Genomic DNA, 14,216 nt, shown 5'->3' on the forward strand with positions numbered 1-14,216 from the left:
TTGCTTTATTATCAGGAGCACTGAGAAATTCCTCATTTGCGCTTTTATGGAATATTACTTTCTTTGCATCCTAACCCTCGTATCCGTATATTTCACTAAAAAAGGACCTGCAATGCAACTGGACAAAACATCCTATTACGACCTATCCATCTTCAACCGCGATGAAGAATATTCACTGTTCAGCAGACTGGATTTCACCATCACAGCAGGAGGCAGGGATTTTCTGCGTCAGCTGTTCAACAAACCGTTGCAGGACATTGCCTCTGTACAGCACAGACAGGAAACATTAAAATACATACTGAGCCGTGAAAACAACTGGCCTTCGGTGATTACCAACGGTACCATTGTAGTAGTGGAAAACTATCTGGATGCCCATATTGAACCTATCAGCAATACGGAAGGGCTGGGGCTCTGGATTCAGACGGCTTTACATAAGACAGTGTATGCGCCTGATTTTAAGCATATCAAGTTTGCCTTTGCCGAAGTATTGAACCTTTTGCGTGGGTTTAACGAATTTGTCAGGATATTCAATTCTGATGAAGCACCCAAAACGCTGAAAGTTTTACTGGACAGAGCGCAGCGCTTACTTCGTCAGCCTGATTTCGCCCTCATCCTGGATGCGGATGCAGACGGAAGGATGCATCCCGCCAATATCCTGCGATTCGATAATTATGTTCGTAAGCGCAATAGGAAGGTCATACTGGAACTCATCTCCCTATATCATCAACTGGACGCATTTTACGCTATGGCAAAAGCGGTAAAACATCACCGCTTGCACTTCCCTACCCTGCTGGATACCGACATGCCTGTAATCAAAGCGAAACAGTTGTATCATCTGATCCTGGATACTCCGGTAGCATATGATATGGGCCTGAGCAGAGACAGTAATTTCATGTTCCTGACGGGTGCGAACATGGCTGGTAAAACTACGTTTATTCGTGCCGTTGGTATAGCGGTATTTCTTGCACATCTGGGTATGGGCGTGCCTGCCGCCGAAATGGAACTGAGTTTCTTCCATGGTATTTTCAGTAATATCCAGGTACAGGACAATATATTCAAAGGCGAAAGTTATTTCTTCAATGAAGTACAGCGTATCAAGAATACTATTCTGCAAATTAATAACGGCAAAAGATGGCTGGTACTGATTGATGAAATGTTTAAAGGTACCAATGTGGAAGATGCCCGCAACTGCTCACTGGCAGTGATTCGTGGCCTGTTACAGAGTAGTAATTGTCTGTTCATTCTTTCTACACACTTGTATGAAGTAGCAGAAGAGTTGAAAAATGAAGCGAAAATTCAATTTAAATATTTTGAATCGCAGGTGATGGAAGATGATCTTCATTTCACTTATCTGCTGAAAGACGGCATTGCCAAAGAGAAAATCGGTTATCTGATTTTGAGAAGAGAGAAAGTTCTTGATCTGCTAACCCAGATAAAGTAATATATTTGAAATAGTTTGATTCCTGCCACCGCCCTGGTGGCAGGGGTTTTGTTAACCATAGCTTACATCCATATGATTGTTAAAACCTTTGGCAGCGCCTTACAGGGCGTGCATGCCATCACCATCACTATTGAGGTGAATGTATCTTCCCAGGGAAATAAGTTTTACATAGTTGGGTTGCCGGATAATGCCGTCAAGGAAAGCGAGCAGCGGATTACTTCCGCATTGCAGCATCTGGGTATGAAGATGCCGAGAACGCGCACTGTTGTGAATCTTGCACCGGCTGCGATTAAAAAGGCAGGAGCTGCCTATGATTTACCTATTGCCATTGGTATTCTGGGCGCCAGCGAGCATATTCCGGCTGATTTATTTTCCGGTATTGTAATGATGGGAGAACTATCTCTCGACGGCACCCTGCTGCCTGTACGGGGCGCGTTATCCATGGCTATGCAGGCCAAAACAGAGGGTTTCAGCGGCATTATGTTACCGCAGCAAAATGCACAGGAAGCGGCGCTGGTAGCGGGGATAGCCGTATATGGTGCTGGCCATCTCACCGATATTATTCAGCATTTTGCTGGAAACGCTTCTCTGGTACCGGTTTCCTCTATTTCCAATAACAGTTTTATTTCAGAGCAGTTATTTTATGATGTTGATTTTAACGAAGTAAAAGGTCAGCAACATATAAAGAGAGCACTGGAGATAGCAGCCGCCGGGGGCCACAACGCGATACTTATTGGTCCGCCGGGAGCAGGAAAAACCATGCTGGCCAAACGTTTCCCGACAATATTACCGCCTATGCAACTGGAAGAGGCCCTGGATACTACCAGGATATATTCTGTGGCAGGAAAGTTATCGCATCAGGGAGCACTGATTTCCCGACGGCCATTCCGGGCGCCACATCATGGTATCAGCGATGCGGCGCTGGTGGGCGGAGGTAGTACCATATTGCCGGGAGAGATTTCGCTGGCACATAATGGCGTATTATTTCTGGATGAATTGCCTGAGTTTAAGAGGGCCGTGCTGGAAGTGATGCGCCAGCCGATGGAGGAGCGTACAGTAACTATTGCCAGGGCCAGGCAAACCATTGAGTTTCCAGCTAATTTCATGTTGCTGGCAAGTATGAATCCTTGTCCCTGCGGGTATTTCAATCATCCGGAAAAAAAATGCAGTTGTTCGCCAGGGATGGTGTATAAATATCTCAATCGCATATCCGGGCCATTGATGGACAGGATAGATCTGCATGTGGAAGTCACGCCCGTGACGTATGTCGCATTATCTGATCCGGGAGAATCTGAGAGTAGTACAGTTATCAGAAACAGGGTGATTGCGTCCAGGGAGATACAGGCTAATCGGTTCAAGGGTTTCCCTGGCATCAGTTGCAATGCCCGCATGACAGCAGCGATGATGAAGACCTACTGCATTACCGACGACAGCAGCAGAGAGCTGTTACGTACTGCGATGAAGCGATTGCAGCTCTCTGCCCGGGCATACGACCGGATTATGAAGGTAAGTCGCACTATTGCAGACCTGGAAGGCAGTGCATATATCACGACCGCACATATGGCGGAAGCCATTCAATACAGGAGTCTTGACAGGCAGACCTGGGGCTTTTAAACTTCCACTTCTGTTTTTTGATATTCTTCGCTTAATTTTTTCTGAATTTCGGGTGGTACCGGCGCATAGTCTGCGAAGGCGGATTTCATTTTGGCTTTACCTTGTGTAACATTCCGCAGGGCGGCAAATAGTTTATCCAGTTCTGCCTGTGGTGTGCGGGCTTTTATCACCTGATATCCATTTAGTGTATCCATTCCCGTTATAATACTTCGGCGACTTTGCAATTCGCTCATGATATCGCCCATCATGAAATCGGGGGCTGTTGCTTCCAGGTCGAATACAGGTTCGAGGAGTTGTGGTGCGGCCTGATGGAAAGCCTCGCGGAAGGCCATCATACCAGCGATTTTAAAGGAGATATCGTTACTGTCTACCGGGTGCATTTTTCCGTCGTAGACACTGACGCGGATATCTCGTACATACGATCCTGTCAGAGGGCCTTCCTGCATTTTTTCCATGACGCCTTTCAGGATGGAGGGCAGGAATCTGGCGTCTATGGCGCCTCCTACGATGCAGTTATTAAAAACGAGTTTACCTCCCCAGGAAAGCGCAATTTCTTCGGAATCCCGCACGGGGTATTCTTTCAGTGGAGGCATTCCTTCGTACCAGGGTTCTATTTTCATGTATACTTCACCGAATTGGCCGGCGCCACCGGATTGTTTTTTATGTCTGTAAGACGCTTGTGCTGGTTTCTGAATTGTTTCTCTGTAAGGAATTTTAGCAGCGTAGAATTCCACTGGCATCTTGTAGATATTTTCCAGTCGCCATTTGGTCACGAGGAGATGAAGGTCTCCTTGGCCGTGTAGGATCACTTGTTTCAGTTCCCGGTTGAATTCCACTTCCAGCGTAGGATCTTCCATGTGAATTTCTGCTAATACTTCGCTTAGTTTTTCGTCATCTGCTTTGTTTTTCGCTTCTATGGCGACGCGTACTTTAGGGCCGGGGAACTGGATGGGTGCTATTTGTCCGTGGAAGGATTTTTCGCAGAGGGTATGATTGGTGAGTGTATTTTTTAATTTGAGGGTGCAGCCGATATCGCCTGCGCGGAGTTTATCCACATTATTTCTGTTTTTACCATCGGCGATAAACAGTTGGCTCAGGCGTTCTGTGGTATTACCTTTTTCGTTGATGAGTTCCATGCCTGGTTTTACTTCACCTGACATGACTTTAAAGAAGGTGAGGCGGCCAACATGCGGTTCCTGGAGGGTTTTAAAAACAAAGAGGCAGGTAGGGCCAGCAGGGTCGCAGGGGACTTCGTTTCCGTCTTCTGTGATATCGGCGGGCATATCGATAGCGGAAGGCGCTACGTTGTCAATAAAGCCCATCAAACGGCCGCTGCCCATATCATTTTTTGCAGAGAGGCAGAAAACGGGGAAAACCTGGTGACGGAGCATGCCTATTTTGAGGCCTTCCCGAAGTTCGTCTTCGTCGAGGCTACCTTGTTCGAAATATTTTTCCATGAGGGTATCGTCGTTTTCTGCGGCTTTTTCAACGAGTTCGTTGTGGAGTTTGTTGGCGTTTTCCTTTTCGTTGTCGGGGATGGGGAGTTTTTCGGGTTTTCCACCGTTTTGGGGGAAACGGTACATGGTCATTTTGAGGAGATCTATGATTGCATTGAATCCGAGGCCTTGATTAACTGGGTATTGCATGATGGTTACGGCATTTCCCAGGGCCTTCCGTGCCTCCTCCACGGTTTTGGTAAAATTGGCTTGTTCTGCGTCCAGTTGGTTGACAGCCAGAATGGTCGGCTTTCGGTACTTATCTACATAATCCCAGATCATTTCTGTACCTACTTCCACGCCGTACTGGGCATTCAGCAGTAATACAGCAGTGTCGCAGACGCGGATGGATGCTATTACCTCGCCGATGAAATCTTCCAGGCCGGGGGTATCAATGATATTGATTTTGTAGTCTCTCCATTCCGTGTGCATAGTGGTTGCATATACGGAATTTCCGCGTTCATGTTCAATGTCGTGGTAGTCGGAAACAGTATTATTTTCCTCTACTGTACCGCGTTTGCTGACAATGCCGGCTTCGAAGAGCATTGTTTCAGAAAGGGTGGTTTTTCCACTCTTTGCAGCTCCCAACAGTACGATGTTTTTAACGTGTTTTTCATCATACGTTTTCATATGTGGAGATTTATGAGATGAACCGAATAATCACCAATAACCTTATAAAGAACTTCTATATTAAGTTAGTCATTTTTGCGCAATGCCGGAAGTAGAATGTTATAACATCTGTACCTTTGGGAACGAAAAATGTTTCGACTCAAAAGAATCAGAAAATCGGAATTATGAAACTATTACTACAATATCTGAAGAAATACAAATGGCTTTGTTTTTTTGCCATGCTGCTGGCGGCTGTGAATCAGTTGTTTTCCATGATGGACCCGTACATTTTCGGGCGGATTATAGATCAGTTTGCATCCCATCCTAAAAGTACTGATGTAGCAGGGCAGTCGCTCCGTTCAGAAGGCGGTTATGTTACAGGCGTATTGTTACTATTAGGCGCATCTATTGGCGTTGCGATGATATCCAGAATTGCGAAGGCATTTCAGGATTATTTTGTAAATGTGGTGGTACAAAAATTCGGCGCCCAGGTGTATACAGATGGACTGAAACATTCACTGCGCCTCCCATATCAACAATTCGAGGATCAGCGCAGTGGCGAAACGCTGGCTATCTTACAAAAAGTAAGAACAGACTGCGAAAAATTTATCACCTCTTTTGTCAACGTACTTTTTGTATCACTCATTGGCGTCATCTTCGTGATTATTTATGCCTGGTTTGTACATAAGACTTTACCGTTCGTTTATCTGATTGGTAGTTTGCTGCTGGGTTTCCTCATGAATGTGCTCTCTAAAAAAATCAAGGGCATACAGAAAACCATTGTGAAAGAAACGACTGCGTTGGCGGGTTCTACCACAGAATCATTAAGAAATATTGAATTGGTAAAGAGTCTTGGTTTAACAAATCAGGAGATCAGACGTTTAAACAGTACGACGTTAAAGATTCTGATGCTGGAACTGAAGAAAGTTCGCAGTATTCGCAGTATCAGTTTTGTACAGGGAACATTTGTGAACCTGATGCGTGCATCTATTCTGTTCTTGCTGTTGTATTACATTTATCATGACTATGTGTCTGTCGGTAAGCTTATCACCTTGCAGCTGTATTCGTTCTTTATTTTCGGGCCGTTACAGGAGTTGGGAAATATTATTCTGAACTTCCGTGAGGCGCAGGTTTCGCTGGAGAAATTCCAACAGATCCTGAATACACCAGTAGAAGAATTGCCGGCGAATCCTATCAACGTATCTCATATTGATGATTTGGAATTCAGTCATGTAGGCTTCAAGCATCTTACTGCAACGGGGAAAGCGCTGGATAATGTGAGTTTCAAGGCGAATTTGGGTGAGACCATTGCATTTGTGGGGCCTTCAGGTTCCGGTAAAACGACCCTGGTGAAGTTATTGGTAGGATTGTATAAACCGAATGAAGGTCAGATCCTGTACAATGGCGTAGCAGCAAACGAAGTAGATATGGAGGCCCTGCGTCATCAGGTAGGCTTTGTAACACAGGATACGCAATTATTTGCGGGAACAATCCGGGAAAACCTATTGTTTGTAAATCCGGGCGCCAGTGATGCAGAAGTAATGGAAGCTCTGGATAAAGCATCTTGTTATAGTTTGCTTGCCCGCGCTGACAAAGGCATTGAAACGGTGATTGGAGAGGGAGGTATAAAAATTTCCGGTGGGGAGAAGCAAAGGTTGTCGATTGCCAGGGCTTTGCTGCGTAAGCCGCGACTGATGGTATTTGACGAGGCTACGTCTGCGCTGGATTCTATTACAGAAGAAGAAATTACGAGAACAGTACGGGATATTACTGCTACTCGTCAGCATATCACGGTGATGATTGCGCATAGGTTATCCACCATTATGCATGCAGATCGGATATTTGTATTAGAAAAAGGACGGATAGTAGAAACTGGGCGTCATTCGGACTTATTAGAAGAAAAAGGATTGTATTATGCCATGTGGCGTCAGCAGATAGGAGAAAGGAAGTTTGAGACGGCTTAAAACTAAATGATTAAATTTGCAGGATGAGTACGAATAAGCCTACGCGCCCAAATTACTTTCTGAGCATACTGACAATGAAATGTCCGAAATGCAGGAAGGGTCCTATGTTCAAGGATAATAATCCTTTTCACTTCAAGTTGTCGAAGATTTTTGACATGTATGATAATTGTCCGGTATGTGGGCAGAAATATGAATTGGAAACTGGATTTTGGTTTGGGACGGGTTATGTGAGTTATGCTTTATCGGTGGCTTTTTCTGTATTCAACCTGATTTGGTACGCTGTATTTTTCGGTATTAGCTGGAGAGACAACAGTATACTTATATGGCTGGGAATCAACGGTGTATTGCTGGTATTGATACAACCATGGCTGATGCGATTATCTAGATCTATTTATCTGTATTTCTTTGTATCATATGATGAGAAGACAGCCCAACTGGATAAACCGCATCATCATTAAAGTTGGAAAATAATTTGGGGCTGTGAAAACAGCCCCTATCTTTTTCAACCAAAATCTGAACCAATGGTGGTCAGAAGATTTTTAAGAGGCAATAACTTTTATGTAACAGAGGGAAATTTGGTAACAGTGAAGCCGATTTTGTTTCCTCATGGCATCTACCAAAAATGCCATGCTAAACTACAAAATCCACATATATTTAGTTCAAATATTTATATCAGTGGCAAGAAGGTTGTATTTGCGGTTAATGTCAAGTAGCAACCACCACCATAAACACCCAATACTCAATGAAAAGAATTTGTTTTCGTCTTGCAATAATCCTGTTCGCTTGCTGGTCATGCAATAGTGAGCCTGAACTGGAACACGAAACAAAAATGGTTGAAAGGGGGAGAAAGACGGTACATCCTCAACATTTCAAGCTGCAATCCGGGGGACCTCAGGATTCGGCAGCCGTATATACTGCTGCGAATATAGTTATCAAGGTCGAAAACGGAGAGGATTCTATGCAGACAATTACGATTAGTAATCCTCAGAAACGACTGATAAATTACATCCGGAAGATCGATACCTTGCCGTCTCCTTACCTATATATCTACGATAATGATACTATTCTTGGTTTATATGCTGCGGGAAAATTCACAGCTTATAAAATAGAAAAAAGCAAGGCGTTGTTGTTTGATCACTTTTTTACGCATAAGGTGCCGGAGTTGCAGGCGAGGGATTCTGTGTTGGAGTTTTTGCATCCAGCTAAATAAGATTGCTTTGGAATTGGCTAAAAACTGGAGTTTTTTGGCGATTTTTATAAAAAATGAAAGGGACGTCTGCGACGTCCCTTTCATTTTTTATGTTTTTTTGTTCCCCCCGCCCTGCCGGGCGGGGGGAACAGGCAAGAGAGTTTTTGCAATTATTCCTCCTGGGGTGGGACGGCAATGACTAGCTTTTTGTTTAGGACGTACACCTCCGCTTTCTATTTTTCTGTACTAATAGAAATGGGGAACGGGCAGGAAATTTTTGCAATTATTCCTCCTGGATGGGAGGGCAATGACTAGCTTTTTGTTTAGGACGTACACCTCCGCTTTCTATTTTTCTGTACTAATAGAAATGGGGAACGGGCAGGGAATTTTTGCAATTATTCCTCCTGGGGTGGGACGGCAATGACTAGCTTTTTGTTTAGGACGTACACCTCCGCTTTCTATTTTTCTGTACTAATAGAAATGGGGAACGGGCAGGAAATTTTTGCAGTTATTCCTCCTGGGTAGGGCGGCGATGACTAGCTTTTTGTTTAGGACGTACACCTCCGCTTTCTATTTTTCTGTACTAATAGAAGTGGGGAACGGGCAGGAAATTTTTGCAGTTATTCCTCCTGGGGTGGGACGGCAATGACTAGCTTTTTGTTTAGGACGTACACCTCCGCTTTCTATTTTTCTGTACTAATAGAAATGGGGAACGGGCAGGGAATTTTTGCAATTATTCCTCCTGGGGTGGGACGGCAATGACTAGCTTTTTGTTTAGGACGTACACCTCCGCTTTCTATTTTTCTGTACTAATAGAAATGGGGAACGGGCAGGAAATTTTTGCAGTTATTCCTCCTGGGTAGGGCGGCGATGACTAGCTTTTAATTTAGGACGTATACCTCCGCGTTCTATTTTTCTGTACTAATAGAAATGGGGAACGGGCAGGGAATTTTGCAATTATTCCTCTTGGATGGGAGGGCAATGACTAGCTTTTAGTTTAGGACGTACACCTCCACTTTCTATTTTTCTGTACTAATAGAAATGGAGAACAGGCAGGGAATTTTGCAGTTATTCCTCCTGGGGTGGGAGGGCGTTAGGGAATTATTCTTTTGGGACGATTGCGGCCAATTATGATGATTTTAGCGAAATAAATTAAAAGAGAAAGAGACGTCTGCGACGTCTCTTTCTCTTTTAATTTATTTCGTTCCCCCGCCCGGACGGGCGGGGGAACTGGCAGGAGAGTTTTGCGGCTTTTATCTTTATTCCGTTGCCTTATCCCGCCAGGACTGGCACGGTAGTATGGAGGTGCTAGTATTTAGCTCGTTGCCTTGAATTATTTAAAATTGATTGGAATAGCTACTTTGACACTGAAATTTCTTCCCATGTTAAACACCCCAGTACGACCTGTTACTGGATTTACATCCGCATATTTCAAGCGACTAAGATTGTTTTGATAGGCCACATCTGTGATATTATTCATTGCCAGATACAGCGAGAATAATGTTTTATTTTTCTTGTTGACAAAATCAGCACCAAGACCGACATTCAGCAACGTATATCCTGGTGTAGGAGTTTCTGTTTCATAAGCGCTGAATACGTTATTCTGCGCGAAGTTCATATCCATCTGAACACCTGCATAAGCGTTTTGCAGACAGCTCTTACCTACTTTACGGAATTTACCTTTCAGCTCCGCTAACCATCTGGCAGCAGGGATGTTCGGCAGATTTTTCGTAGAGTCGGTACCGTTAGCAGCTACACCGCGTACATAGGATACGGTGTTCTCAAAATGTAGCCAGTCGATCGGATGTGGGTGGATATCCAACATCATTTCACCACCATACAGATTAGCGTTTGTTTGCTGATACTGGAAGGCCGCAAATCCTTGCTCATTGTCTTCTGTAGGAATGGAATCTGTGCCTGCCGCATTGAACAGTTTGCGGGAGTAAATGAAATTAGTGATATGATTGTAAAACACATTGGCAGTCAGGGAAACGTGCTCGGTATTGAAATCTATACCAATATCTCCTTGAGTGCTTACTTCAGGCTTAAGATTTGTGTTGCCATATTCATATTTAATAGTTCCTTCATGTACGCCGTTTGCGGATAATTCCGCGATATTAGGTGCACGGAAACCACGTGCAGCATTGGCTTTCAACGTCACGCGCTTACTTACTTCATAGCTAACACCGGCGCTGGCAGAAATATTGTTGAAATCCTTCTTGAAAGCAGTGAATTTCGTTTCGCCACTGGCAGCAGGCTGACCGTTTGCATCCAGGAAAAGCGATTTAGAATTCAATGATCTGTTATCAAATCGAACCCCACCACTCACTGTCACTTTCTTGATAGTTTTTCTTGTTACAACGAAACCGCCAATATCAAAGAGATCATATGCAGGAATAAGGAATTCTGTTCCTTTATTCTCATTCGATTGTTGCATACCGTTTACACCAATTGTAGACTGCCAACCATTCATTTCAGGCAGATAATAACTGGCTCCGTAATTGAATGTTTTCAGATTCAGGAAGAGACCTGGTTCATTTGGTGTGAGCACATCGCCATATTCGCGGCGTTGGTTCAGCTGATACCCGAGCACCACGCCGATACGGCCGCCATTATTGAGATAGAAGCTGTTATCCCAAACCACTTTCTGATGCGTAATTTTCTGTTTTGGCACTGCCATACTGTAAGAGCGATGATCGCTGGAAGTCGCAGATGTTTCTTCTGCTACGCCGTTGATATCCACAGGTTTCAGGAATCCGCCAACGCTATCTCTCTCCCCTTCTACCAGGCCAAGGTTTTGGTTGAAAGAAGTGAAAGTCAGATGTGAATAACCCCATTTTTTATTGATTCCAATACTTGCACCGTAGTTAGTGTTGTTATAGCGGGAATTGAAAACGTAGCCGTCATATTTGTTTTTATAATCGTGTGCTTGTTTCTGCGTGATATAGGCACTCCAGTTGAAGCCGTTCTGGTTACCTGCGACATCCGCATGATAAGCCATAGTTCCGTTGTTGGTCATGTAATTGGCAGCCACATTTCCTTTGATACTTCCCACTGGCAGCGGAGCTGGCGCTATGATATTCACCACGCCGGCCAATGCATCAGAACCATATATCAAAGAGGCTGGCCCTTTAAGGATTTCAACTCGGCTTACATTGTAATCGTCCACTTCAATGCCATGTTCATCTCCCCATTGCTGGCCTTCCTGTCTTACTCCATCACTCACAGTTACCACACGATTGTAACCCAGACCACGGATGAAAGGCTTGCTGATAGCAGGGCCGGTAGACAACTGACTCACACCTGGCACCTTTGCAATCGCATCGATGATATTGGTGGAGATTTGTTTATCCATGTCATCTCTGCGAATAATACTGACAGGAACTGGGTTATTCTTCGCAGAAGTGGCCATATTTACACCTGTGATTACCACTTCATTTTTCTCGATGAGCGTTTCAGAGAGTTCGAAATTCTGGGTTGTAGCCCCGCTAATAGACACTGTTGCCGTGTAGGCAGCATAACCTATGTAGTGTAATTCTACTACGAATTTGCCTTTAGGTAGATGCTTGATAACATAGTTTCCTTTATCATCTGCGGAAGCGCCCACATGGAGGTCCGGAAGATAGATAGTAGCGCCCGGCAATGGCGTACCCGTTTTTTTATCAGTTATTTTTCCACTAAGGGTATTATCGTTCATTCCTTCATCAGGAGAAGCAGCAAATATATAGACAGGCACAGCCAGCATCACCAGCAGTGCAATAGTAAAGCGAGTGATCAATACACGCAGATATTGCATATCAGTAAAATGATAATTCAAAAAATAAAATACACGACTATCCGGGAGATAATCCGTTAATAATTCCGTCAGGCGACGGTATGAGCAATCGTTACAACTGTGGCTGGAGGCGCCCTGGGAGATAAGTCGCGATATGCCTGATACCGAGGCGACGGAAACATGGAAGATGGAAAGATCCATGTCCACTTAATTACCGGCGTCAGGTAAGAAACAGCAAAGGGCTCATATGGTTCGATCCCGATTTGCAGAAAATCACAGTGCTTGTGCACTGATGATATGGTTACTTTTCCAACCGGGTTAACGATATCATGTGTATCGTGGTGATTGGCAAATTCGTGTATAAACTCTCTTGGCAGCGTATTCAAAGAGAATACACCCAGGAGCAGTATTGCTAAGGTTCTATGCCAAAGTCGTTTATACACGTGGGCAAAGATAGGTAAACCAATCTATTTGCAACAGTGTTGCACAAAATTTCTTTTCATGTAGTCGATAAGCGATTGATTTACCTCACTTTAAGCATGGGTCTCACTTGTTGTACTGCGCCATTTTGGAAGCGGGCGTAGTAGATACCAGTGGGCAGATAAGATGCATCGAAGTTGAAGGTATAGGTACCGGCTGCATGTACTTTATTTACTGGCACGCTGACGAGTCGGCCCATGGTATCAAAAATTTGAATCATGGTATTTCCTGCGCCGGTGATATAAGTAATGGTAGTACGATCGGTGAATGGATTCGGGCTATTGACGATCAGGTGTTTATCTTCTCCTGGCGTCAGGTCGGGAATACCCGTGATCACGCCGCAGGCAACGCCGCTGATGAGTGGTAATTGTTGATAATCCTTTTGCAGGATGTTTTGCAGTTCATCGGGCTTAACGCAGAACCATTGCTGAAGAATGGAAGCGTATACTGACCTGAAGTCGTACTGCATAGGAATATTGTCATTGACGCTGGTGGCATCGGGAATGGAAGGTGAATTTCCTAAAACGCCTTGCATTACGTAGTCGCCGAAGACGATCATAGGCGCCGCGGCGCCATGGTCTGTACCCATACTGCCGTTGGATTTGATACGACGTCCGAATTCGGAGAAGGTCATACCTACTACGCGGCGACTTGCTTTCAGTCCGCGGAGATCGTCCATGAAGGCTTTAATAGCGTCAGAAACGCCACCCAGCAGATTGCTATGCAGACCGGTAACGTTATCGCCGCCATCTGTTTGACTGGCATGGGTATCGAAGCCGCCGGTGCTCACCATATACAGTCGGGTTTTGAGTCCGCCTGCTATGAGTCGCGCTACAATTTTCAATTGTGCGGCCAGGTAGTTATTTGCAGGGTAAGCGCCTTGTGAAGTTACTTTCGAGGCGGCTTTCTTGATAGATTGTTCGTAGCTATTGGCTTGTTTGGCGATGAGGCGGATATATTCCAGTTCTTTACCTGCTTTGGTATTGGGAACGGGGTCCATCACGCCATCGATCAGGTTATAGAAATCAGTAGCGCTGGTAATAGCGATGCCCATGCTGGCGTTTGTGCCCTGGAAGGCCGGCGAAACGATGGAGCCAATCTGCACTGCCAGCGGATCTGGATTGTCTGCATTAGGGAAACCGTTAGGGAAGCCAGGATACTGTGTTTCGAGGTATCTGCCTGTCCATCCGGTGGTTAGCACCTGGTTGGAATCGGAGCCTGTGAGCCAGATATCGGTAGCGCGGAAGTGAGAGAAGTTGGGAGATGGGTATCCCACACTTTGGATGATACTCACTTTGCCATCGTTATAAAGTTTCTGCACGCCTGTCATAGCGGGGTGCAGGCCTGATTTCGTATAGCCGTCCAGTTTAAGCACTTTCCCCTGAGGGATCGCGATATTGGTACGGGCAGCTTGGTATTTGCCGTAGATATCTAATGGTACCACCATGTTGAGACCATCGTTACCGCCTGTAAGCTGAATCATCACCAGTACGTGATCGTTATCTGCAGCCGCGCCACTGAGGGCCTGGAGCAATGGCGTAGTACCGAAAGCCTTTACTGAAAAACCGCCGAGCAGTGAAGGGAGTACGGCAGCGGGGGCAGTATATTTAAGGAATTCTCTTCTTTTCATAAAAGGTATTTCAGCTTA

The 14,216-nt window shown here is 44.9% G+C and carries 8 protein-coding genes; 5 read left to right on the plus strand and 3 right to left on the minus strand.

From position 1 onward, the window contains the following. Positions 1 to 46: 46 nt before the first annotated feature. On the plus strand, positions 47 to 1,441 hold the full coding sequence (locus tag CLV59_RS27235; protein ID WP_245950967.1) for a MutS-related protein: 1,395 nt from the start codon (positions 47 to 49) through the stop codon (positions 1,439 to 1,441). A gap of 72 nt (positions 1,442 to 1,513) precedes the next feature. Beyond that, positions 1,514 to 3,055, plus strand: a complete 1,542-nt coding sequence (locus tag CLV59_RS27240; RefSeq protein ID WP_111595299.1) for a YifB family Mg chelatase-like AAA ATPase — start codon at positions 1,514 to 1,516, stop codon at positions 3,053 to 3,055. Here CLV59_RS27240 and CLV59_RS27245 read toward each other — a convergent pair. After that, positions 3,052 to 5,181, minus strand: a complete 2,130-nt coding sequence (locus CLV59_RS27245; RefSeq protein ID WP_111595261.1) for an elongation factor G — start codon at positions 5,179 to 5,181, stop codon at positions 3,052 to 3,054. The genes CLV59_RS27240 and CLV59_RS27245 overlap by 4 nt on opposite strands. A gap of 164 nt (positions 5,182 to 5,345) precedes the next feature. On the opposite strand from CLV59_RS27245, the gene CLV59_RS27250 reads away from it, so the two are divergent. The 3 genes from CLV59_RS27250 (at position 5,346) to CLV59_RS27265 (ending at position 8,334) form a co-directional block, all read left to right on the plus strand. Then, the gene (locus tag CLV59_RS27250; RefSeq protein ID WP_111595262.1) at positions 5,346 to 7,124 is read left to right on the plus strand and encodes an ABC transporter ATP-binding protein; all 1,779 of its coding nucleotides are present in this window, start codon (positions 5,346 to 5,348) and stop codon (positions 7,122 to 7,124) included. A 23-nt stretch (positions 7,125 to 7,147) separates the two neighbouring features. Then, entirely contained in the window at positions 7,148 to 7,582 is a 435-nt protein-coding gene (locus CLV59_RS27255) for a DUF983 domain-containing protein (protein WP_111595263.1), read from the plus strand. Between the two features lie 284 nt (positions 7,583 to 7,866). Beyond that, positions 7,867 to 8,334: a hypothetical protein gene (locus tag CLV59_RS27265; protein WP_111595265.1), complete on the plus strand. Its 468-nt coding sequence runs from the start codon at positions 7,867 to 7,869 to the stop codon at positions 8,332 to 8,334. 1,312 nt (positions 8,335 to 9,646) lie between these two features. Here CLV59_RS27265 and CLV59_RS27270 read toward each other — a convergent pair. Beyond that, the gene (locus CLV59_RS27270) at positions 9,647 to 12,289 is read right to left on the minus strand and encodes a TonB-dependent receptor (protein ID WP_245950968.1); all 2,643 of its coding nucleotides are present in this window, start codon (positions 12,287 to 12,289) and stop codon (positions 9,647 to 9,649) included. Between the two features lie 322 nt (positions 12,290 to 12,611). Next, positions 12,612 to 14,198, minus strand: coding sequence for a DUF1501 domain-containing protein (locus CLV59_RS27275; RefSeq protein WP_111595267.1), 1,587 nt, complete (start codon positions 14,196 to 14,198; stop codon positions 12,612 to 12,614). Positions 14,199 to 14,216: the final 18 nt, after the last annotated feature.

It is taken from the genome of Chitinophaga dinghuensis (genome assembly GCF_003259435.1).
GTDB lineage: Bacteria > Bacteroidota > Bacteroidia > Chitinophagales > Chitinophagaceae > Chitinophaga > Chitinophaga dinghuensis.